Raw genomic sequence first — 20,633 nt, forward strand, 5'->3', positions numbered from 1 at the left:
TGTATTTTGTACCGAACCGTCTAAATGCGCGAAATGAGCACGCGCACCGCCTCGGACAGCAACGATCCCGTCGTCGAACATGCGAGCGATCTCGCAGTTCCCATGATCAAGGGCGAAAAGCCCCGCGAACGCTGGCGCATCGGCACCGAGCACGAGAAATTCGTCTATCGCACCGCCGACCATCGCGCCCCGTCCTATGACGAGCCCGGCGGCATCCGCGACTTGCTGATGGCGCTGACCCGCTTCGGCTGGGAACCGGTGATCGAGGGCGATAATGTCATCGCGCTAGCCGGCAGCGACGGCACCGTCAGCCTCGAACCTGCGGGGCAACTCGAACTTTCGGGCGCGCCGGTCGAAAATCTCCACCAGACCTGCGCCGAGACCGGCCGCCACCTGAAGCAGGTCAAGGAAGTCGGCGCCGAGCTCGGGCTCGGCTTCCTCGGCCTCGGCATGTGGCCCGACAAGACGCGTGCCGAGCTGCCGATCATGCCCAAGGGCCGCTACAAGATCATGCTCGAGCATATGCCGCGCGTCGGCACGATGGGGCTCGACATGATGCTGCGCACCTGCACGATCCAGACCAACCTCGACTATTCGTCAGAGGCCGACATGGTGCAGAAGTTCCGCGTGTCGCTCGCGCTCCAGCCGCTCGCGACCGCGCTCTTCGCCAGCTCGCCCTTCACCGAGGGTAAGCCCAACGGCTATATGTCGTATCGCAGCCATATCTGGACGGATACCGATCCGGCGCGCACCGGCATGCTGCCCTTCGTGTTCGAAGACGGCTTCGGCTACGAACGCTATGTCGACTATATGCTCGACGTGCCGATGTATTTCGTCTTCCGCGATGGGAAATATATCGACGCCGCGGGGCAAAGCTTCCGCGACTTCCTGAAGGGCGAACTGCCGGCGCTCCCCGGCGAAAAGCCGCGCCTTTCCGACTGGAACGACCATCTGTCGACCGCCTTTCCGGAGGTGCGGCTCAAAAGCTTCCTCGAAATGCGCGGCGCCGACGGCGGCCCGTGGAACCGTATCTGCGCCCTTCCCGCGCTCTGGGTCGGGCTGCTCTACGACCAAAGCGCGCTCGATGCCGCGTGGGACCTCGTCAAGGGCTGGAGCATCGAGGAACAGCAGACGCTCCGCGACGCGGTTCCGGCCGAGGGCCTCGACGCCGCTGCCCCGGGCGGCGGCACGCTCGGCGAGCTCGCCCACCGCGTTCTCGACATCGCCGCGGCAGGGCTGGCCGCGCGCGGCGAGGTCAATTCGATGGGCGACAACGAGGTCGGCTTCCTCGAACCGCTGCGTCGCATCGCCAAGAGCGGCAAATCGCCGGCGCACGACCTACTCGACCGCTATGACGGCGCGTGGAACCACGACCTTTCGAAGATTTACGACGAGCTCAGCTTCTAGGATTGGCGTCAGCTTTCGGGGTGGGGAGCGGCCGTTCGCCTTTTTGTGTACCCCGGCGAAGGCCGGGGTCCAAGGCGCAAGTATGCGGCGCTGGCTTTCCAACGCTCTGGACCCCGGCCTTCGCGTGGGTACATGTCACTTAGGTCCGCTACCGGCGGCAAACTGCCGCACCTCAATATCCCAGCGTCGCTTCCAGAAACCAGATGCGCTGCTGCGTTTCGTCGGCCCAGCCGTCGACGAGCCCACTCGTCGCGATGTCGCCCGCCTCCTCGGCGGCCGCTTTCGCTTCCCGGATCTGCGCGAGCAGCGTCCGGTTGTCCTCCGCGAGCGCACGGACCATCGCGTCGGGCGCGACGCCAGCGGCATCGTCGTCGCGGATCGACTGGCGACGGCCGATGTCGCCGACCGAGCGCAAAGTCACCGCGCCATTCTTGCGCACCCGCTCGGCGATCAGGTCGGTGGTCGCGAGAATCTGCGTCGCCTGTTCATCGAACAGCAGATGCAGTTCGCGAAAATGCGGGCCGTGGACGTGCCAGTGATAATTCTTCGTCTTGAGATAGAGCGCAAAGCTGTCGGCGAGCAGCGCGTTGAGCGCGTCGGCAACCGCAGGCTCATTTTTCTGCGTGTCGGACATCGTCGTAGCGGACATGGAAGAAATCCTTTCTGTTACCGTCCCTAGATAGGGCGCCGTTGACGGAAAGGCCCATGAAGGCTCTTCGTCGCTATCATCGAAAAAATCGATGATCTGAAATGAGTTCAGGCAGCGCTGCCGATCAACCCGAACGCGCCGAGCGCGGTGCGGATCGCCCAGATCAGCAGCACCGTCGCGCTCGCCCCGCGAACGATCCGTGCCGCCCGCTTTTCGCGCAGCGCCGGGCCGAAAGCGAGGCAGGGCAGCATCGCGATCGTCCAGCCGACCAGCCCGCCCGCCGCCGCCCACACCCCGGCGCCGCTCGTCGCAGCGAGCGCGCCGATCAGGAAATGGCTGCGGTCGCCGAACTGGGTGACCAGCATCCGTCCGGCGAGCAGCGCGGGCGGGGCCTGGTCCGCGTCGGCGGGGGCAGCGCGGTCGCGCCAGAGCAGCGCGACCACCGCCGAAAGCATAGAAAAAGCGACGAGCAGCGCCGCGACGCCCTGCCCGATCATGCGGTTCGCGACCGACCCGAGGACCGCCGCGACGACCGCGTTGAGGATGAAGGCCGAAAAGGCGATGATCACAACGACGCGCCGGTCGCTGCGCACGCTCAGCAGGTTCGAAAGAAGGGCGCCCGTTCGTCCATCGGCGTTGGCAAGCGCCACCGCGACGAGGGCCAGCATGATCGCGTCCATAACCCGACCTGCGACGTCAGCGCGCCGCGGTCAATGGCCGAGCCGCATCGCCACCGAGGCGAGCCACGCTTCCTCGGCGGCGGCGGGGAGCGGTCCCCGCGGCGCGCTCGCGGCGTCGCTCATCGCGTCGAGATAGGTCAGGATCGCCGCGCGGTAACCACCCGCGGCGACCGCCGATTCGAGCCGGCTGGCGAGCGTCTCGACCGCCCCGAAGCCATTGTCGCGCGCCAGACAGCGGATATCGTCGATACCCTGAACGATCTGCGCCAGCGCGCAGTGCGGCAGCGCCTCGGCCAAAGCCCCGATCTGGCCGGTGATCCGGCCCTGAATGTCGTGAAAAGGATCGCCCTGCGTTTGCATGCCATTCCCCCCTGTGGTCCGGGAGAGACGATGCGCCTTTTTGGTTAACGATCGGTTTAGGCCGGCTTGGGCTCTAACCCTAGCGATGCGACCGGGGCCGGTCCTGTTGTTGCTTGCAGCGATACATGTCGCGATCAGCGGCGGCCAATATGTCGGCCTCGGCCATCCCGACCTGCAGCATCGCGACCCCGAAGCACGCCGACAGCGCGATTTCGTTGCCATCGTAGAGCGCCGGACCGGTGCTGAGCACCTCGCCGAGCCGTTCGATTTGCGCGCGCGCGCCGCCCTCGGTCGACTGATCGAGGATCAGTCCGAATTCGTCGCCGCCGATCCGCGCCGCGACGTCGGTCGAGCGGATCGAGGCGGCGAGCCTCGCCGCGACCTCCATCAGGGCGAAGTCGCCGGCGGCGTGACCGAAGCTGTCGTTGATATATTTGAGTTGGTTGACGTCGACGAACACCACCGCCGCGCATTCGGCATGGCGTTCGAAGCGCGCCAGACGGTGATGGATCGCGGTCAGGAAATAGCGGCGATTGTACAGCGGGGTCAGCGTATCGCGTTCGGACACGCGCTCGAGTTCGGCGACAGCGATCTTCAGGACGCGATTCTCGCGGCGCAGCGCATCGCGTTCGCGGCGCACGTCGCGCAGTTCGTCTTCGATGGAGACAATCGGAGCGACGCCGAACTGGTCGACCGCTATCCGTGCCCCCCCTACGCTATCCATTCTCTGTCCCCGGTGCGACCCCAGTTTCCGGCGGCGGGATGCCGACGGTGCGAAGCGGTGTAACCCCCGACATGATACCAATCGGTAAACGCGCCCGCCGCGCGGCGTTGCCCCCATCGGGTACAGTCGCTAGGGGAAGGGCGACGGCGGTGAATCGCGCCGCGAGGAGGGTTGATCGATGGGCGAGAATGCGCCGCTGGTGGGCGTCATCATGGGCAGCCAGTCGGACTGGGCGACGATGACGCACGCGGTCCAGATCCTCGAGGAATTCGGCATCGCGCACGAGGTGCAGATCGTCTCGGCGCACCGCACCCCCGACCGCCTGATCGCCTATGCGAAAAGTGCCGCCGATCGCGGACTGAAGGCGGTCATCGCGGGCGCCGGCGGCGCCGCGCACCTGCCCGGCATGGTCGCGTCGATGACACGCGTGCCGGTGCTCGGCGTGCCGGTCCAGTCGGCCGCCCTCAGCGGCATCGACAGCCTCTATTCGATCGTTCAGATGCCCGGCGGCATTCCCGTCGCGACCTTCGCGATCGGCAAGGCGGGCGCGACCAACGCCGGGCTGTTCGCCGCCGCGCTGCTCGCAAATAGCGACCCCGCGCTTGCCGAACGGCTCGATGCCTGGCGCGCCGCGCAGACCGACAGCGTGGCGCCTGTCCCCGTGCGTGAGGGCTGAGCTTTTGTTGCCACCCGGTTCGACCATCGGCATCCTGGGCGGCGGCCAGCTCGGCCGCATGCTGGCCGTCGCCGCGGCACAGCTCGGCTACCGTATCCACATCTATGCCCCCGACGCCGAAAGCGTCGCCGCGCAGGTCGCCGCGCAGCACACGCAGGCGGCGTGGGACGACGAACCGCGCCTCGCCGCCTTTGCCGCCGCATGCGACGTGGTCACTTATGAATTCGAAAATGTGCCCGTCGACACGGTGCGCTTCCTGTCGGGCCATGTCGCCGTCCGCCCCGGGGCCGGCGTCCTCGAAATCGCGCAGGACCGGCTCGCCGAGAAGAATTTCGTCGCCGGGCTCGGCGGCCGCCCTGCCCCCTTTGCCGCAGTCCCCGACCGCGCCGCGCTCGACGCCGCACTCGATCAGGTCGGCGCTCCGGCGATCCTCAAGACCGTGCGCATGGGCTATGACGGCAAGGGGCAGGCGCGCCTCGCGGTCGTCGGCGACGCCGACGCGGCGTGGGATGCGATCGACCGCCACGCCGCGGTGCTCGAAGGCTTCGTGACCTTCGCGCACGAATTTTCGGTGCTGATGGTCCGCGGCATCGACGGCGAGGCGCGCTTCTGGGACAGCAGCGTCAACGTCCACGAGGGCGGCATCCTTGCGACATCGAGCCTGCCGCCGCCGCAGATCATCCTTGACCAGCAGGACGAAGCGCGCGCGCTGCTGGCGAAAATCGCCGACGATCTCGACTATATCGGTGTCCTCACCGGCGAATTTTTCGCCACCGACGACGGCCCGATCTTCAACGAGATGGCACCGCGCGTCCACAATAGCGGCCACTGGACGATCGAAGGGGCGGTGACGAGCCAGTTCGAAAATCACATCCGCGCCGTCGCGGGCCTGTCACTCGGCGACACCGCGACCGTCGCGCTGCCGGTCATCATGCGCAACCTGATCGGCCACGATATCGATGGCGTGCCGGAGCTGCTCGCCGACGGTGCCGCGCATGTCCATCATTATGGCAAAGCCGAGGTCCGCGCCGGCCGCAAGCTCGGCCACGTCACATGGGTGGGAGCCGAACCAGCATGAACCACCCCGAAATCACCCTGATCCTCGCGCGCGCTGCCAATGGCGTCATCGGCGCCAAGGGCAAGATGCCCTGGCATATCCCCGCCGATCTCCGCCGCTTCAAGCAACTCACCATGGGGCGCCCGATGATCATGGGGCGCAAGACCTTCGACAGCCTGCCCGCGGTGCTCGAAGGACGGCGGCATATCGTGCTGACCCGCGATACCGACTGGCAGGACGAGAATGCCGAGGTCGCGCACAGCGTCGAGGAGGCGCTGCGCCTCGCCAACGCGCCGCAGGTGATGGTGATCGGCGGCGCCGAGATTTACGGCCTGTTCCTGGCGGGCGCGGACCGCATCGAACTGACCGAGGTCGCGCTCGAACCGCAGGGCGACGCGTCGATCCCCTATCCTGACGCCGGCGACTGGAAAGAAGTCGCGCGCGAGAGCCACGCCGCCGACGATGCGGGGCGTCCCGCCTACAGCTTCGTCACCTTCGTCAGGAAAGCATGATGCGTCGCTGGCCGCTTGGCATATTGATCGTCGCATTGGTCGCCGCCGGCAGCTTCTTCCTCCTCGCGCCCGGGATGATCGAGCGCGGGACGAACAAGATCGACGGCAAACCGCTCCCGCAAGTGAGCGCACGCGCCGCGGCGCTGCACAAGACGCTGACGATCGTCGATCTGCACAGCGACACGCTGCTCTGGAAACGCAGCATCCTCGATCGCGCCGACCGCGGCCATATGGACCTGCCGCGGCTCGCGGACGGCAATGTCGCGCTGCAGGTGCTTGCCAGCACGACCAAGTCGCCGAAGGGGCAGAATTACGACGCCAACAGCGGCGACACCGACAATATCACGACACTGGCGATCGCCCAGCTCCAGCCGCTGCGGACGTGGGGCTCGCTGCTCGAACGCTCGCTGTGGCACGCCGAAAAGCTGCACCGCGCGGTCGCGGCGTCGGGTGGCCAGCTGCGCGCCGTCGCCGCGCCCGCCGATGTCGACGCGCTGCTCGCTGGGCGCCGCGGCAAGGCGGTGCCGGTCGGCGCCATGCTCAGCATCGAGGGGCTGCAGGGGCTCGAAGGCAAGCTCGCCAATCTCGACCGGCTCTATGCCGCGGGCTTCCGCATGGCGGGACCGGCGCATTTCTTCGACAACGAGGTCGCGGGCTCGATGCACGGCCTCAAGAAGGGCGGACTGACGCCGTTCGGCCGGCAGGTCGTGCAGGCGATGGAGGCCAAGGGGATGATCGTCGACATCGCACATTGCAGCAAGGCGTGCGTCGCCGACATCCTCAAGATGGCGCGCCGCCCCGTCGTTTCCAGCCATGGCGGCGTGCAGGCGACGTGCCGGGTCAACCGCAACCTCGACGACGACCAGATCCGCGGGGTCGCCGCGACCGGCGGCCTGATCGGCATCGGTTACTGGGACGCCGCGGTGTGCGACACCTCGCCCACGAGCATCGCCAAGGCGATGAAGCATGTGAAGGACCTTGTCGGCATCCAATATGTCGCGCTCGGCAGCGATTATGACGGCGCCACCACCGTCCGCTTCGACACGTCGAAGCTGGTCCAGATGACGCAGGCGCTGATCGACGCGGGCTTTACCGAAGACGAAATTCGCGCCGCGATGGGCGGCAATGCGATCCGCGTCCTGAAGGCGGGCATCGCCCCGATGGCGTCCCCCGCACCGCCCCCGTCCGCACCGACTCCATCCACTCCGGCGCGATGATCCGCCTCGACGGCCACGAAAGGATCGCCGAACCGCTGCGCGGCGGGGTGATCGCGCTCGGCAATTTCGACGGCTTCCACGCCGGACATCAGGCGGTCGTCGGCCGCGCGGTGCGTCACGCACGGGACGAGGGCCGCCCTGCGATCGTCGCGACCTTCGACCCGCATCCGGTGCGCTTCTTCAAGCCCGACGTGCCGCCCTTCCGCCTCACCACGCTCGACCAGCGGCAGGAGTTGTTCGCCGCGGCGGGCGCCGATGCGATGCTCGTCTTGCCCTTCGACGCCACGCTCGCGGCGACGAGCGCCGAGGATTTCATCACCGGGCTCCTCCTCGACCGCTACGGCGCTGCCGGAGTCGTCACCGGCGCCGATTTCGTCTTCGGCAAGGGGCGCGGCGGCAATGTCGTAACGCTCGCCGATCACGCCCGCCGCCTCGGCTTCTTCACCGAAATGGTCGCGCCGGTCGACGACGACGACGAGGTTATCTCGTCAAGCCGTATCCGCGAAGCGCTGCAGGCCGGCGACTGCGCCGCCGCGGCGCGCCTGCTCACCCGCCCGTTCACCGTCCGCGGCACCGTCCAGCACGGCGACAAGAACGGCCGCCTCCTCGGATTTCCGACCGCGAACATCGACATGGGCAATTATCTGCGCCCGCGTTACGGCATCTATGCAGTGACCGGCCGCCTGCCCGACGGGCGGATTTTGAAAGGCGCCGCGAACCTCGGCATCCGCCCGAGCTTCGATCCGCCGAAGGAATTGCTCGAACCGCATTTCTTCGACTTCGCCGAAGATCTTTACGGGCAGGAGATCGACGTCGCCTTCCACGCCTTCATCCGCCCCGAAGCGAAATTCGACGGGATGGACGCACTGATGGTGCAGATCGCGGCGGATTGCGACGAAGCGCGCAAATTGTTGGCGGACCTATAATTTTCCTCGTCATGCCGGACCTGATCCGGCATCCATGACCCCCGGATCGGGTCCGGGACACGGAGGGGGAAAGATGGCCGATAGCGACGACTGGGCGGCGGGGCTCGAAGGCCCGCCCAAAAAGCCGATGAAGCGCGGCACGAAGATCTTTCTCTGGGTTTTTGCGGCGCTCGTCGCGTGGCTCACCCTGTCGAATGCCAGCTTCCTCGCCCCCGATCCGGCCGGCAAGCCGAAGCTGATCGCGCACCGCGGCGTCTATCATCTCTACGACAAGCGCGCCGCGGCCGGCCGCGACACCTGCACCGCGCGCCATATCCTGCCGCCGCGCGACGCGACGTTCGAGAATACGCCCGAATCGATGCGCCGCGCGGTCGGCATGGGCGCGGCGATGGTCGAGGTCGACGTCGCGCCGACCAAGGACGGCCGCATGGTGCTGTTCCACGACTGGACGGTCGATTGCCGCACCGACGGCCAGGGCGAGACGCGCGACCTGACGCTGGCTGAGCTCAAGGCGCTCGACATCGGCTATGGCTATACCGCCGACGGCGGCCATACCTTTCCCTTGCGCGGCAAGGGCGTCGGGCTGATGCCGACGGTCGAGGAGGGCCTCGCGGCGCTCCCCGTCCATCCGATCCTCTTCAACTTCAAGTCGAAGGATGGGGCCGAGGCCGACCAATTGTTTGCGATCCTGAAAGCATCGGGCCGCGACAGCGCGAAGATCGGCGACGCCTTTTACGGCGCCGAAGCTCCGGTGAAGCGGATGCGTCAGCTGCTGCCCGCGAACTGGTCGTTCGACCTCAAGACCGGGGCAATGGCGTGCTCGAAGGACTATGTGACGTGGGGCTGGACGGGTATCGTCCCCGAAAGCTGCCGGAACGGCGTGATCGCGATCCCGGTCAATTACCAATGGGCTTTCTGGGGCTGGCCCGACCGGCTGATCGCGCGGATGGACCGCGTCGGCGCGAGAATCATCGTCTTCGGCCCCTATGACAGCGGCAAGTCGAACGAGGGGCTGACGACGCCGCAGCAACTCGCGAAGGTGCCCGCGAGCTTCAACGGCTATATCTGGGTCGAGGACATCCGCGAAATCGGCCCGGCGCTGCGGCCGCGGCAGAAGTAGGTAACCGAAAAGACTCCAAAGCGGACAAGGTGATCCCCGGCGAAAGCCGGGGCCCAGTATAACGGCGCATCATGAAGCAAGGCTGGGTTTATATCCTCACCAACAAGCGGAACGGGACACTCTATATCGGGGTGACCAGCAACCTTTCTCAACGAATCGGGCAGCATCGCGGCGGCGTGATCGATGGTTTCGCAAAGAAATATGGCCTCAAGATGCTCGTCTGGTACCGCCATTTTGACAACCTCCATGACGCCCGCCTGCGGGAAGTTCAGATGAAGGAATGGAAACGTGCATGGAAGATCGAGTTGATCGAGGCGGCGAACCCGGAATGGCGCGATCTCTCTTTCGAGCTTTTATGTTAGCCTTCTGGGCCCCGGCTTTCGCCGGGGATCACAAACTCCCGCTCCTCCCGTGATCCCCGACGAAAGCGGGCCGCCGAAACAACCGGGTAGTCGGAGTTGTCAACTTAAAGGTGACTCTTCCGTGCCAGTTACGCTAAGCGCCCGGGCCATGACCGACAGCACGCCTGCCCCCGAAACCCGCGATTACCGCGACACCGTCTTCCTGCCCAAGACCGACTTTCCGATGAAAGCCGGCCTGCCGCAGAAGGAGCCGCTGATTCTGGCGAAATGGCTCGAGGGCAATCTGGAAGGGCAGATTCGCGAAAGCCGCAAGGATCGCGAGCAGTTCATCCTCCACGACGGCCCGCCCTACGCCAACGGCGACATGCATATCGGCCATGCGCTCAACCATATCCTGAAGGACATGGTCGTCCGCACCCAGACGCTGAAGGGCATGGATTCGCCTTACGTCCCCGGCTGGGACTGCCACGGCCTGCCGATCGAGTGGAAGGTCGAGGAACAGTATCGCAAGAAGAAGCTCAACAAGGACGAAGTGCCGGTCGAGGAATTCCGCGCCGAATGCCGCGCCTATGCGCAGCATTGGGTCGACACCCAAAGGGAACAACTGAAGCGCCTCGGCATCGGCGGCGACTGGGACCATCCGTACCTCACGATGGATTATGAGGCCGAGGCGGTGATCGTCCGCGAGCTGATGAAATTCGCCGAATCGAACCAGCTCTATCGCGGCGCCAAGCCGGTGATGTGGTCGCCGGTCGAAAAGACCGCGCTCGCCGAAGCCGAGATCGAATATGAAGATATCGTCTCGACCCAGATCGACGTGGCGTTCGAGATCGTGGAGAGCCCGATCAAGGAACTGGTCGGCGCGCATGCGGTGATCTGGACAACGACGCCGTGGACGATCCCGGTGAACCAGGCTTTGGCTTATGGGCCGGAGGTGGAGTACGTTCATCTCGAATATGAGTGGTACGCGACGGGTCGAAAACTGCGCGTTGTGATCGCAGCTCAGCTTCAACAAGAATTTGAGAAGCGTCTAGACCACAATCCCGAATGGGCTTTTCCTGACAAGACTGCTTTGAAAGCCATGTTTAGGGGCTCCGACCTTGCCGGCACCATTGCCCGCCACCCGATGCACGCACTCGGCGGCTTTTACGCTCGCCCGCGCCCGTTCCTGCCCGGCGACTTCGTCACCACCGACAGCGGCACGGGCCTTGTCCACATGTCGCCCGATCATGGCGAGGACGATTTCGACCTGTGCAAGGCGAACGGCATCGACCCCGTCTTCGCGGTCGAGGGCGACGGCAAATATCGCGCGGACTGGGCGTGGCTCGGCGGTCAGGGCAGCGTCATCAACCCGAAGTTCAACGCCCCCGACGGCCCGATCTGCACCGACCTGCGCGAAGCCGGCGCGCTGCTCGCCGCTTCGGCCGACTATACGCACAGCTATCCGCATAGCTGGCGCTCGAAGGCCAAGGTCATCTACCGCTGCACCCCGCAATGGTTCGTGCCGATGGACAAGGTCATCGACCGCGACACCCCGCGCTGCGCCGACGAAGCGAACATTCGCGCCGCACAGGGCGCAGGCGAAACGCTGCGCCAGCTTGCGATGCAGGCGATCGAGGACACGCGCTTCGTCCCCGCCAAGGGCCGCAACCGCATCGGGTCGATGGTCGAGGGGCGCCCCGACTGGGTGCTGAGCCGCCAGCGTGCTTGGGGCGTGCCGATCACCCTGTTCGTCCATCGCAAGAGCGGGCAATATCTGATCGACACCGCGGTCAATGACCGCATCGTTGCCGCGGTCAAGGCGGGCGGCGTCGACGCGTGGAGCGACGCGCGCGCGCAGGAATATCTCGGCGATCAATATGACGCCGCCGATTACGAGCGGATCACCGACATCCTCGACGTGTGGTTCGATTCGGGCTGCACCCACGCCTTCGTGCTCGAAAGCGGCAAATGGCCGGCGCTGATCCGCCGCGACGGCTCGACGCACAGCGCCGACCTCTATCTCGAAGGCAGCGACCAGCATCGCGGCTGGTTCCAGTCGTCGCTGCTCGAAAGCTGCGGCACGCGCGGCCGCGCGCCGTACAAGGCAGTGCTGACGCACGGCTTCACGATGGACAGCAAGGGCATGAAAATGTCCAAGTCGCTGGGCAACACGATCAGCCCCATCGACTTGATGCGCGACTATGGCGCCGATATCCTGCGCCTGTGGGCGCTGTCGGTCGATTTCACCGAGGACCACCGTATCGGCAAGGAAATCCTCGCCGGGGTCGCCGACCAGTATCGCAAGCTCCGCAACACCTTCCGCTACCTGCTCGGCGCGCTCGACGGGTTCACGGAAGAGGAGCGCGTCGAGGTTGCGGCGATGCCCGAACTCGAACGCTATATGCTGAGCCTGCTCGCCGACCTCGACGCGAAGCTGGCGCGCGCGGTCGACGATTTCGACTTCAACAGCTACACGCGCAGCCTTGCCGATTTCTGCAACGAGGATCTGTCGGCCTTCTATTTCGACATCCGCAAGGACCGGCTCTATTGCGACGTCAACCCGGCGACCGGCTACCAGACCGCCGAACGCGCCGCTTACCGCACCGTGCTCGACACGCTGTTCCACGCCCTCGTCCGCTATGCCGCGCCGGTGCTGGTGTTCACCAGCGAGGAAGTGTGGGGGACGCGATATCCCGAAGCGACGTCGGTTCACTTGCTCGAATGGCCCGCCGTCGATGCCGCATGGAACGATGCTGAGCTTGGCGGGAAATGGGCCGGGGTCCGCGCGCAGCGCGAAGCGGTGACCGAAGCGATCGAACCCTATCGCCGCGAAAAGACGATCCGTTCCAGCCTCGAGGCCGAGGTTGTAATTCCGGCGCCGACGCTCGGCACCGCCGCGCTCGAAGAGGTGTTCATCGTGTCGGTGGCCCGCGCCGGCGACGAACTTGCGGTGACCCGCACCGAAAACCACAAATGCGGCCGCTGCTGGCGCCATCTGCCCGAGGTCGAGACCGACGGCAGCTTGTGCAATCGCTGCGACACGGTATTGGAAGCGGAATGAGTAGCCAACGTTCGCCGTATCTGCGCTTCGGCCTGTTGATCGCGGCCTTCGCCTTTCTTCTCGACCAGGTCAGCAAATGGGTCGTGATCGTGCCGCTGTCGCTCGAACCGAAGCGCGTCATCGAGATCCTGCCTTTCTTCAACCTGACCTGGGCGGAAAATTGCGGCATTTCGCTGTCGATGTTCGCCAGTTGCACCGACACGACGCGCTGGACGCTCGTTGCGGTGACGGGAATCGTCGCCGGTGCGGTCGCCATCTGGATGACGCGCGAAAAAGCGCGCGGCGACGTGATCGCGCTCGCGATGATCCTCGGCGGCGCGCTCGGCAATATCGTCGACCGCGTCCGCTATGGCTATGTCGTCGACTATGCCGACCTGCATTTCGGTGACTTTCGTCCCTTCATGATCTTCAACGTCGCCGATGCCTGCATCACCCTGGGGGTGCTTTTGCTGGTTGCACGCGCGCTGCTCTTGCGCGAAAAGGCCCCCGAGGCAGCCCCTTCATCGAACCCTTCGTCGAACAAGGGCGCCGCCGCCGATTAACGGGGCGCATAGGAGAGATTTTCAAGTGAACCGGACCACCGCCATCCTCGCCGCCGCCGTTGCCGCATCGACCCTGTCGGCCTGTGGGTCGAACAGCCTGTTCAGCCGCGACCGGCCCGACGAATTCGCCGTGTCGCGTCAAGCGCCGCTCGTCGTACCGCCCGATTTCGCGCTCACCCCGCCGGCGCCCGGCTCGGCGCGCCCCGGCGGCGAATCGACCGCAGAGCAGACGCTGCGCGCCCTGTTCGGCGGCCCTGCCCCGCGCAGCGCAACCGAAGCCGCGATCATCGGCAGCGCCGACGGCACGCGCGGCGACCCGGGCATCCGCAGCCAGGTCGGCAGCCCCGACACGCAGGTCGTCGACAAGGGTCTCGTCACCCGCGACATCCTGGCGGCCCCCGAAGGCGACGGCCGCGAGGCGCAGGCGGCGATCCCGGGGAACTGAACCGCCCCGCATCGCGCATGAAACCGGCCCGGCTTTCCGGGCCGGTTTCTTTTGGGTCAGGTGACGATCAGCGAAAAAAGCACAAAGAGGACCAGCGCCTCGACCATCGCGCGCGAGGCGTGCAGCGCGGCGCGCCAGCGGCTGATCCGCAGATGCTGCGCGAACCACAAGATCTGCAGGCTGCCGAACCACAAGAGCGCGAGCGCGAGCAGCGCCAGCCCCGCGATCCCCGCCGCGAGCGGCTTGAGCTGCAACAGGATAGAAGCGCCCGAGACCATCAGCGCGAAGGGCGCGGCAACATAGCATTGGCTGTAGAAAGGCGCCTTCAGCGGCACCCGGTCGAGCTTCACATGCCGCGCCCGCACCAGCCGGGCCGCCATGACGAGCGGAAACAGGCTGAAGAAGGCGACGCGCATCAGAATATAGGTCGTATCGTCGTTGACCAGCCCGCCCAGCCCGGTCTTGTCGGCGACGATCGCGCTCTCGCCGACCGTCGACAGTTCGAGCGCGTGGCTGATCACCAGCGTCAGCAGCAGAAACAGCGGCGGCGATAGCGTATCGGTATATTGCTTTTCCTCGGCATCGCCCTGCTCGGCGTCCGAATAATCCATCATCTTGAGTGGCCGGGTCAGCCCCTGCCACAGCGTCACCGGATAGAAGATCAGCCACGACATCACCTCGTAAAGCAGCTCGTCGAGCGACTTCAGGAGGTTGAAGAAGTTCATGCCGCCCCCGATTCCGCGCGGCTAGCGGTTCATGCCCGCGCGCCAGCCTCTTCGACGCCCGCGCTGTTGTGGCGCAGCGCCCTCAGGACGGTATCGACGATCTGTGGCGCGTTGAGCCCCGCCGCGTCATATTGCAGCTCGGGCTTGTCCTGATCCTGAAAAACGTCGGGCAGGCGCATCGTGCGCAGCTTCAGCCCCGCGTCGATCAGCCCCGCGTCGCTCGCCAGCGTCAGTACATGCGCGCCCAAGCCGCCAATGCTGCCTTCCTCGATCGTCACACACACTTCATGGGCGGCGAGCGTCTTGCGAATCAGCTCCTCGTCGAGTGGCTTGGCGAAGCGCAGATCGATCACGCTCGTCGACAGGCCCCTTGCTTCCAGCGTGTCGGCGGCTTTGAGCGCTTCGGCAAGGCGGGTGCCGAGCGACAGGATCGCGACGGTCTTGCCGCTGCGCACGACGCGGCCCTTGCCGATCTCGAGCTTCAGCGGAACCTCGGGCAAAGCCACCCCGGTGCCGTTGCCGCGTGGGTAGCGAAAGGCGATTGGGCCGTCGTCATATTCGGCGGCAGTATAGGTCATATGGACGAGTTCGGCTTCGTCGGCTGCCGCCATCACCACCATATTCGGCAAGGTCGCGAGGTAAGTGACGTCGAACGAGCCAGCATGCGTCGATCCGTCGGCACCGACGAGCCCGGCGCGGTCGATCGCAAAGCGCACCGGCAGATTCTGGATCGCGACGTCGTGGACGACCTGATCATAGGCGCGCTGGAGGAAGGTCGAATAGATCGCCGCGAACGGCCGCATCCCCTGCGCCGCCAGCCCCGCGGCAAAGGTCACCGCATGCTGCTCGGCGATCCCGACGTCGAAAGTCCTTGTCGGGTGCGCCTTAGCGAATTTGTCGACGCCCGTCCCCGACGGCATTGCCGCGGTGATCGCGACGATGCGCGGATCGGTGTCCGCAAGCTTCGCCAGCGTTTCACCGAAGACATTCTGATACTGGGGTGGGCCCGGCGGCGCCTTCGCCTGTTCGCCCGTGATGACGTCGAATTTCTGCACGCCATGATATTTGTCGGCGGCCGCCTCGGCGGGGGCATAGCCATGCCCCTTCTTGGTCACCGCATGAATCAGCACCGGGCCATGATCGCTGTCGCGGACATTTTCGAGCACCGGGATCAGATGTTCCAGATTATGCCCGTCGATCGGCCCGACGTAATAAAAGCCGAGTTCCTCGAACAGCGTGCCGCCCATCGCCATGCCGCGCGCGAACTCGTCGGTCCGTTTGGCGGCCTTGTGGAGCGGCTCGGGCAATTTCCTTGCGAAGCGCCGCGCGATTTCGCGCAGTTCGAGGAACGGCCGCGACGACACCAGCTTGGCGAGATAGGCGCTGAGCCCGCCGACCGGCGGCGCGATCGACATGTCATTGTCGTTCAAGATGACGATCAGGCGGTTACCCGCCGCCGCCGCGTTGTTCATCGCTTCATAGGCCATGCCCGCCGACATCGACCCGTCGCCGATCACCGCGATCGCACGGCCCGGCTCGTCCTTCAGCTTGTTGGCGATCGCGAAACCGAGCGCGGCGCTGATCGAGGTCGAACTGTGCGCGGCGCCGAACGGGTCATATTCGCTCTCGCTGCGCTTGGTGAAGCCCGAAAGCCCGCCGCCGGTGCGCAAGGTACGAATGCGGTCGCGCCGCCCGGTGATGATCTTGTGCGGATAGCATTGGTGGCCGACGTCCCAAACCAGCTTATCGCGCGGGGTGTCGAACACATAATGGATCGCGACCGTCAGCTCGACGACGCCGAGCCCCGAACCCAGATGACCGCCGGTGGTGCCGACGGCCGAAATCATCTCGGCCCGCAGCTCGTCGGCGAACGGGCGGAGATCTTCGGGCTTCAGCTTGCGGAGGTCGGCTGGGACATCCACCGTGTCGAGCAGCGGCGTATGCGGACGATCGGTCATGCCGCCGTCATAAAGCCAAGCCCCGAAGCTGTCGAACGAAAAGGGGGCGTGCCGGTCAGGGCGCGCCGGCCTTGTTCCGGATATCCTGCGTCAATTGCCAGCAATCGGCCGCCTTCCGGAAATGCAGCGACCCGCCCGGCCCCGTCTTTTCGATCAGCGTTCCGGGCCCGTCGCCCTCGTCGGGTTCGAAACGCCCCGGCGCCCAGTCGACACGCTCGACGCCGTCGGGCCCGGTGCTGAAATCGACCTGCACATAGACGAGCTGGCGCGGATCGCCGCCGTTCGCCTCGAACAGCCGTTCCGACGCGCGGGTGACATAGCTGTAATCGATCATCACGATCGGAAAATCGTCGGAAGCACCGGCCGCCGCGCCATAACGCGCGCGCACGGCGCTGCTGTTCGCGAAAGGCCACAGGAAGGCCGGAAAATCGCCGCTGCGGCAGGCGCTCGCGGCCTCGTCCAGAAAGAAACGGTCGCTCTCGCTCGCCGGCTCATCGGCTATGGCACTCGCTGCCGGCATCAGCGCGAACAGCGCCGCCGCGAGCATACGGGGGGTCCAGGCTTCACTCTTTTTCATTGCGCCGCTTCTCCTCGTCGGGCGCGGCGTTTTTCGCCGCGCCGACCTGCGCATAGAGCCCGCGCACCATCAAATCTGTGAACACGAGCATAACCCCGATCATGCCGACGAGCAGCGCGACCGCCGCGACCGGAAAGGGACCGATCTGGTCGATCGCGCCGCGCCGCATCGCGAGCGCGAGCAGCGCCGCGACCGCCATCAGCGCATAACCGGCAAGACGCGGCGCCCGGCTCATGCCGCCTGCTCCGGCGGCGATCCATAGTCGGCAAGGTCGATGCTCATGATATCGGCGACGATGTCGCGTTTGGCCACATAGCGCGCGGCATCCCTGAGGTCGGCGGCAAGATGCGGCTTCAGATAGGGTACAGCGGTGAGCGGATCGCGTCCCGCCAGCGCTTCGCTGACCGCCAGCGCGGTCATCAGCGCGCGTTCGGACAGATAGCCCTGCGAACCCGAAAGATACCAGCCGCCAACCTGGTCTGCCTCCGCCGCCGTGTGATAACCATAGCGGGCATTGTTGCCGAGGAAGATGCCGAAGCCGAGCGCTACGGCGACAAGGTCGGTCAGCAGTTCCTCGCAATCGGGGCCGCCGGGGGCGGCGCGCCGGGTCACCGTCATCCAGTAATGCGCGGTTTCATGCCCCAATGTCGCGACGAGCGCCGCCTCATCGGCGAGCTGGCTGCGCGCCGCAACGATCTCCGCCAGCCAGCCTCCGGCGCCATCCTCGACGAGCTGGAAGGTGCCGGCAGCGCTGGCGCCCGCATGGACAACGGCATGGCGATCGCCCACCGGCATGTGCGCCCGCCCTCCGTCGACCATGACCAGCCGCACCGGCCAGTCGGCGATGCCGGCAATCGCCATGACCTGCCCCAGAAGTTCACGCGCCCGCTCGTCGCCGGTCAGGCGGCTGTCGGGAAAGCAACTGCCGTCGGGGGCAGCCAAAATCCGGCCGCGATGCGCGGCGAGCCCGCCATGTTCATCGAGCAGCCATCGAAAGGCGGCAAGTTGCCACTCCCACTCGGCGGCCGACAGCGGGCGGCGCGGCCCGAACAGGCTCATGCCGCACCGCCTGCGGCTGCGGCGGAACCAAAGGCGGCCGGGGGGCATATGAGCACGGGAACACAGGATCGATGCATGCAAGTCACGTTGAAACGAAAAGCGCCCCTCCGCAAGACGAAGCCTTTGCATTGCGCCGACAATCACTTACACGCGTGTCCAGAGGGGCGGATCACAGGATATTCATACCCATGCCGATGAGCTTTACCCGCCTTGCCTGCCGCTTGCACCTGTTTGCGCTTTGCGTCGGCGGTGGATTGGCCGCCGCGCCGGCGCACGCCGAAGATTTCGCCCTGCCCTATGATTTGGCCGGCGACCCCGACACGCGGCTGGCTGCAAGCGACAACGAGCCGGCCCGCTACGTCCAGGACACCAGCGATCTCGACGAGAATATCCTGCTTCCCGCCGCGCGGCCGCAGGACGACAATCCCGAACGCAAATGGTCGCGCGATTATCTTGCGGTGGGCGCCGGGGTGCTCAGCACCCCGAGCTACAATGGTTCGGACGACCGCAACATCCTGCCCGCCTTTTACCTGCGCGGGCGCGTCAGCGGCTTTTCCTTCTCGACCCGCGGCACCAATTTCCAGGTCGACCTGATCCGCCAGCGGCGGGGGCAAAAGACCGATTTCAAGTTCGGCCCGATCATCAACCTGCGCAGCGACCGGACCGGCCGCATCAAGGATCCGCAGGTCGAGGCGCTCGGCGAAAAGAAAATGGCGGTCGAGCTCGGCATATCGGCGGGTGTCACCCACACCGGGGTGCTCACCAGCGAATATGACCAGATCGGTTTCCGCGTCGTCGGGCTCAAGGATATTTCGGGCAAGCACGGAAGCTGGGTCGTGTCGCCGACGCTCGACTACGGCACCCCGATCTCGAAGCGCGCCTATCTTGGCGCTTCGGTGTCGGTGAACGTCTATGGCAAGGGTTTCGGCCGCTATTATTACGACATCGACCCGCTCGGCAGCGCTGCAAGCGGGCTCCCCGTCTACACCGGTGCCGGGCGCAAGGCGACCGCGGGCAAATATACCATCGGCGTTGCCGGCGCCTATGCCCTGTCCGGCGACCTCAGGAAGGGCTTCGTGCTCGTCGGCGGGGCGCAATATGGCCGGTTGACCGGGCGCTATGCCGATTCGCCGATCGTGTCGCAGGCGGGCAGCGCCGACCAGTGGCTGTTCGGCGGCGGCGTCGCCTACCAGTTCTGAGGGCGACCGGGCTTTCGGTCACCGGCCGCCCCGAAAGGCCTATTCCTCGCGCTGACCCATCAGGGTGAGCAGCATCTGGAACAGGTTGACGAAGTTCAGATACAGCGACAGCGCGCCGAAGACGGCGAGCTTGCTGTTCGCTTCGTGGCCGTGATGCGCGGCATATTGCGACTTGATGTTCTGCGTGTCCCACGCCGTCAGGCCGGTAAAGACGATCACGCCGACGATCGAGACGACCAGTTGCAGCGCGCTCGATTGCAGGAACAGGTTGACGAGGCTCGCGAGCACGACGCCGATCAGGCCCATGATCAGGAAGCTGCCGACCTTCGACAGGTCGCGTCCGGTCGTATAGCCATAGAGGCTCATCGACAGGAACATGATCGCCGTGACGAAAAAGGTCTGGGCGATGCTGGCGCCGGTGAAGACCAGAAATACCGAGGCGAGCGACAGGCCCATCAGCCCCGAAAAGACCCAGAACATCGTCTGCGCGGTCGCGGCCGACATCTTCTCGATCCGGAAGGAGAAGAGAAAGACGAAGGCGAGCGGTGCGAGCATGACCACCCATTTGAGCGGCGTGCCGAAAATCGGCTGATAGAGCGCCGGCGTCGAGGCGACGAGCATCGCGACGATGCCGGTCAGCAGCACGCCCGACGCCATATAATTATAGACCCGCAGCATGTGACGCTTCAGGCCCGCATCGAACTCGGCGCCCTGAGCGGCGGCGGTCCGGTGAAGAGATTGCTGTTCGAACATAACCATCCTCGTTGATCGATCCAACGAGCCGCACGAACAGGTTCTACGAAAGAAAATAGAAATGGACCTGCATCGAGCACGCTCGATGCGGTCCGACATCACGACCGCCCGAAGACGATCGCCAGAGGGGCCCGGCCCGCATGCGAGCCAGATGGCACAGCCGCGATGAAATTTCAATGAACGGTGAGTCCCGACCGTTCGGCGAACAGCCGGGCAATCCCTGCTGCCGAAGCGAATAGTCCGTTCTCAGGCGGCCTGGCGCAAGGCCGGCGGCATATGCGCCGCATAACCGCCGAGCGACCATGGCTCGGTCAGCCAGTCCTGTTCGGCATAGCCGATCGACCGCGACGCCGCGGCGCCAAAATAATGAACGAGGTCATCGATGACCGCAGCGCGGCGGGCATCCGGGTCCAGCGCGCTCAGAGCGACGGCGTGCCGGGCTTCGATCAGGCCGACCAGCACGCCGATCCCGTCATCGCCGAGCGACTGATCGAACACCGTACCGAGACGCGGCGCGCTATCTCGGCATCATGCACCGGGCGATCGTCGATGGGCAGGCACGCGGTGAAATTGGTTCCGGCAATTCCGACGAGATCCGGATGATACTGCTCTGCTGCCTTCAAGGCGTGGCCTAAAATCTGA

At 65.7% G+C, this 20,633-nt stretch carries 23 protein-coding genes; 12 read left to right on the plus strand and 11 right to left on the minus strand.

Features of this window, described 5'->3' with window-relative positions; all coding sequences use genetic code 11:
• The first annotated feature begins 33 nt into the window (after positions 1 to 33).
• A complete protein-coding gene (locus tag AN936_RS17640; RefSeq protein WP_054590400.1) occupies positions 34 to 1,407 on the plus strand; it encodes a glutamate--cysteine ligase in 1,374 nt (457 codons plus the stop codon).
• A gap of 172 nt (positions 1,408 to 1,579) precedes the next feature.
• Here the strand turns inward: AN936_RS17640 and AN936_RS17645 are convergent, their stop codons facing one another.
• From AN936_RS17645 to AN936_RS17660, 4 genes are all read right to left on the minus strand, one after another.
• The gene (locus AN936_RS17645) at positions 1,580 to 2,065 is read right to left on the minus strand and encodes a Dps family protein (protein ID WP_054590401.1); all 486 of its coding nucleotides are present in this window, start codon (positions 2,063 to 2,065) and stop codon (positions 1,580 to 1,582) included.
• A 98-nt stretch (positions 2,066 to 2,163) separates the two neighbouring features.
• Complete coding sequence (locus AN936_RS17650; RefSeq protein WP_054589241.1) at positions 2,164 to 2,736, minus strand: hypothetical protein; 573 nt, start codon at positions 2,734 to 2,736, stop codon at positions 2,164 to 2,166.
• Between the two features lie 30 nt (positions 2,737 to 2,766).
• A complete protein-coding gene (locus AN936_RS17655) occupies positions 2,767 to 3,096 on the minus strand; it encodes a hypothetical protein (protein WP_054589242.1) in 330 nt (109 codons plus the stop codon).
• Between the two features lie 79 nt (positions 3,097 to 3,175).
• Complete coding sequence (locus AN936_RS17660) at positions 3,176 to 3,820, minus strand: GGDEF domain-containing protein (protein ID WP_054589243.1); 645 nt, start codon at positions 3,818 to 3,820, stop codon at positions 3,176 to 3,178.
• 178 nt (positions 3,821 to 3,998) lie between these two features.
• On the opposite strand from AN936_RS17660, the gene purE reads away from it, so the two are divergent.
• The 10 genes from purE (at position 3,999) to AN936_RS17710 (ending at position 13,720) form a co-directional block, all read left to right on the plus strand.
• Positions 3,999 to 4,496 (plus strand): 5-(carboxyamino)imidazole ribonucleotide mutase, encoded by a 498-nt coding sequence (purE, locus tag AN936_RS17665; protein ID WP_054589244.1) that lies wholly within the window; start codon positions 3,999 to 4,001, stop codon positions 4,494 to 4,496.
• A 4-nt stretch (positions 4,497 to 4,500) separates the two neighbouring features.
• Positions 4,501 to 5,574 carry a 5-(carboxyamino)imidazole ribonucleotide synthase gene (locus AN936_RS17670; protein WP_257719810.1) on the plus strand — a complete coding sequence of 358 codons (1,074 nt, stop codon included), beginning with the start codon at positions 4,501 to 4,503 and terminating at the stop codon, positions 5,572 to 5,574.
• Positions 5,571 to 6,065 (plus strand): dihydrofolate reductase, encoded by a 495-nt coding sequence (locus tag AN936_RS17675; protein WP_054589245.1) that lies wholly within the window; start codon positions 5,571 to 5,573, stop codon positions 6,063 to 6,065. The genes AN936_RS17670 and AN936_RS17675 overlap by 4 nt, the downstream gene beginning before the upstream one ends.
• Positions 6,065 to 7,282, plus strand: coding sequence for a dipeptidase (locus tag AN936_RS17680; RefSeq protein WP_054589246.1), 1,218 nt, complete (start codon positions 6,065 to 6,067; stop codon positions 7,280 to 7,282). Before AN936_RS17675 ends, AN936_RS17680 begins: the two co-directional genes overlap by 1 nt.
• On the plus strand, positions 7,279 to 8,208 hold the full coding sequence (locus AN936_RS17685; protein ID WP_054589247.1) for a bifunctional riboflavin kinase/FAD synthetase: 930 nt from the start codon (positions 7,279 to 7,281) through the stop codon (positions 8,206 to 8,208). Before AN936_RS17680 ends, AN936_RS17685 begins: the two co-directional genes overlap by 4 nt.
• A gap of 73 nt (positions 8,209 to 8,281) precedes the next feature.
• Positions 8,282 to 9,328 carry a glycerophosphodiester phosphodiesterase family protein gene (locus tag AN936_RS17690; RefSeq protein ID WP_054589248.1) on the plus strand — a complete coding sequence of 349 codons (1,047 nt, stop codon included), beginning with the start codon at positions 8,282 to 8,284 and terminating at the stop codon, positions 9,326 to 9,328.
• A gap of 71 nt (positions 9,329 to 9,399) precedes the next feature.
• Positions 9,400 to 9,690 (plus strand): GIY-YIG nuclease family protein, encoded by a 291-nt coding sequence (locus tag AN936_RS17695; protein ID WP_054589249.1) that lies wholly within the window; start codon positions 9,400 to 9,402, stop codon positions 9,688 to 9,690.
• A gap of 148 nt (positions 9,691 to 9,838) precedes the next feature.
• Positions 9,839 to 12,733, plus strand: a complete 2,895-nt coding sequence (gene ileS, locus AN936_RS17700) for an isoleucine--tRNA ligase (RefSeq protein ID WP_054589250.1) — start codon at positions 9,839 to 9,841, stop codon at positions 12,731 to 12,733.
• A complete protein-coding gene (lspA, locus tag AN936_RS17705) occupies positions 12,730 to 13,275 on the plus strand; it encodes a signal peptidase II (RefSeq protein WP_054589251.1) in 546 nt (181 codons plus the stop codon). Before ileS ends, lspA begins: the two co-directional genes overlap by 4 nt.
• A gap of 25 nt (positions 13,276 to 13,300) precedes the next feature.
• Complete coding sequence (locus AN936_RS17710) at positions 13,301 to 13,720, plus strand: DUF3035 domain-containing protein (RefSeq protein WP_054589252.1); 420 nt, start codon at positions 13,301 to 13,303, stop codon at positions 13,718 to 13,720.
• Between the two features lie 56 nt (positions 13,721 to 13,776).
• Here AN936_RS17710 and AN936_RS17715 read toward each other — a convergent pair whose 3' ends face one another.
• The 5 genes from AN936_RS17715 to AN936_RS17735 are packed head-to-tail and all read right to left on the minus strand — an operon-like array spanning position 13,777 to position 18,039.
• A complete protein-coding gene (locus AN936_RS17715) occupies positions 13,777 to 14,445 on the minus strand; it encodes a hypothetical protein (protein WP_054589253.1) in 669 nt (222 codons plus the stop codon).
• 29 nt (positions 14,446 to 14,474) lie between these two features.
• Complete coding sequence (gene dxs / locus AN936_RS17720; protein ID WP_054589254.1) at positions 14,475 to 16,403, minus strand: 1-deoxy-D-xylulose-5-phosphate synthase; 1,929 nt, start codon at positions 16,401 to 16,403, stop codon at positions 14,475 to 14,477.
• A 55-nt stretch (positions 16,404 to 16,458) separates the two neighbouring features.
• A complete protein-coding gene (locus tag AN936_RS17725; RefSeq protein ID WP_149037704.1) occupies positions 16,459 to 16,980 on the minus strand; it encodes a hypothetical protein in 522 nt (173 codons plus the stop codon).
• On the minus strand, positions 16,967 to 17,215 hold the full coding sequence (locus AN936_RS17730) for a hypothetical protein (protein ID WP_054589256.1): 249 nt from the start codon (positions 17,213 to 17,215) through the stop codon (positions 16,967 to 16,969). The genes AN936_RS17725 and AN936_RS17730 overlap by 14 nt, the downstream gene beginning before the upstream one ends.
• Positions 17,212 to 18,039 carry a hypothetical protein gene (locus tag AN936_RS17735; protein ID WP_054589257.1) on the minus strand — a complete coding sequence of 276 codons (828 nt, stop codon included), beginning with the start codon at positions 18,037 to 18,039 and terminating at the stop codon, positions 17,212 to 17,214. Before AN936_RS17735 ends, AN936_RS17730 begins: the two co-directional genes overlap by 4 nt.
• 188 nt (positions 18,040 to 18,227) lie before the next feature.
• Here AN936_RS17735 and AN936_RS17740 point away from each other — a divergent pair, with 188 nt between their 5' ends.
• Positions 18,228 to 19,238, plus strand: a complete 1,011-nt coding sequence (locus tag AN936_RS17740) for a MipA/OmpV family protein (RefSeq protein ID WP_054589258.1) — start codon at positions 18,228 to 18,230, stop codon at positions 19,236 to 19,238.
• Between the two features lie 39 nt (positions 19,239 to 19,277).
• Here AN936_RS17740 and AN936_RS17745 read toward each other — a convergent pair whose 3' ends face one another.
• Both AN936_RS17745 and AN936_RS17750 read right to left on the minus strand, forming a co-directional pair.
• The gene (locus AN936_RS17745; protein WP_149037705.1) at positions 19,278 to 19,991 is read right to left on the minus strand and encodes a Bax inhibitor-1/YccA family protein; all 714 of its coding nucleotides are present in this window, start codon (positions 19,989 to 19,991) and stop codon (positions 19,278 to 19,280) included.
• A 246-nt stretch (positions 19,992 to 20,237) separates the two neighbouring features.
• Positions 20,238 to 20,489: an FAD-dependent oxidoreductase gene (locus AN936_RS17750; RefSeq protein WP_054589260.1), complete on the minus strand. Its 252-nt coding sequence runs from the start codon at positions 20,487 to 20,489 to the stop codon at positions 20,238 to 20,240.
• Positions 20,490 to 20,633: the final 144 nt, after the last annotated feature.

Source organism: Sphingopyxis macrogoltabida (assembly GCF_001307295.1).
GTDB lineage: Bacteria > Pseudomonadota > Alphaproteobacteria > Sphingomonadales > Sphingomonadaceae > Sphingopyxis > Sphingopyxis macrogoltabida_B.

Excerpts from the sequence above, each read along its gene's own strand:
- AN936_RS17640 (WP_054590400.1), top strand. The coding sequence starts at position 34 with ATGAGCACGCGCACCGCCTCGGACAGCAACGATCCCGTCGTCGAACAT.
- AN936_RS17650 (WP_054589241.1), bottom strand. The coding sequence starts at position 2,736 with ATGGACGCGATCATGCTGGCCCTCGTCGCGGTGGCGCTTGCCAACGCC.
- AN936_RS17655 (WP_054589242.1), bottom strand. The coding sequence starts at position 3,096 with ATGCAAACGCAGGGCGATCCTTTTCACGACATTCAGGGCCGGATCACC.
- AN936_RS17660 (WP_054589243.1), bottom strand. The coding sequence starts at position 3,820 with ATGGATAGCGTAGGGGGGGCACGGATAGCGGTCGACCAGTTCGGCGTC.
- purE (WP_054589244.1), top strand. The coding sequence starts at position 3,999 with ATGGGCGAGAATGCGCCGCTGGTGGGCGTCATCATGGGCAGCCAGTCG.
- AN936_RS17675 (WP_054589245.1), top strand. The coding sequence starts at position 5,571 with ATGAACCACCCCGAAATCACCCTGATCCTCGCGCGCGCTGCCAATGGC.
- AN936_RS17680 (WP_054589246.1), top strand. The coding sequence starts at position 6,065 with ATGCGTCGCTGGCCGCTTGGCATATTGATCGTCGCATTGGTCGCCGCC.
- AN936_RS17685 (WP_054589247.1), top strand. The coding sequence starts at position 7,279 with ATGATCCGCCTCGACGGCCACGAAAGGATCGCCGAACCGCTGCGCGGC.
- AN936_RS17690 (WP_054589248.1), top strand. The coding sequence starts at position 8,282 with ATGGCCGATAGCGACGACTGGGCGGCGGGGCTCGAAGGCCCGCCCAAA.
- AN936_RS17695 (WP_054589249.1), top strand. The coding sequence starts at position 9,400 with ATGAAGCAAGGCTGGGTTTATATCCTCACCAACAAGCGGAACGGGACA.
- ileS (WP_054589250.1), top strand. The coding sequence starts at position 9,839 with ATGACCGACAGCACGCCTGCCCCCGAAACCCGCGATTACCGCGACACC.
- lspA (WP_054589251.1), top strand. The coding sequence starts at position 12,730 with ATGAGTAGCCAACGTTCGCCGTATCTGCGCTTCGGCCTGTTGATCGCG.
- AN936_RS17715 (WP_054589253.1), bottom strand. The coding sequence starts at position 14,445 with ATGAACTTCTTCAACCTCCTGAAGTCGCTCGACGAGCTGCTTTACGAG.
- dxs (WP_054589254.1), bottom strand. The coding sequence starts at position 16,403 with ATGACCGATCGTCCGCATACGCCGCTGCTCGACACGGTGGATGTCCCA.
- AN936_RS17725 (WP_149037704.1), bottom strand. The coding sequence starts at position 16,980 with ATGAAAAAGAGTGAAGCCTGGACCCCCCGTATGCTCGCGGCGGCGCTG.
- AN936_RS17730 (WP_054589256.1), bottom strand. The coding sequence starts at position 17,215 with ATGAGCCGGGCGCCGCGTCTTGCCGGTTATGCGCTGATGGCGGTCGCG.
- AN936_RS17735 (WP_054589257.1), bottom strand. The coding sequence starts at position 18,039 with ATGAGCCTGTTCGGGCCGCGCCGCCCGCTGTCGGCCGCCGAGTGGGAG.
- AN936_RS17740 (WP_054589258.1), top strand. The coding sequence starts at position 18,228 with ATGCCGATGAGCTTTACCCGCCTTGCCTGCCGCTTGCACCTGTTTGCG.
- AN936_RS17745 (WP_149037705.1), bottom strand. The coding sequence starts at position 19,991 with ATGTTCGAACAGCAATCTCTTCACCGGACCGCCGCCGCTCAGGGCGCC.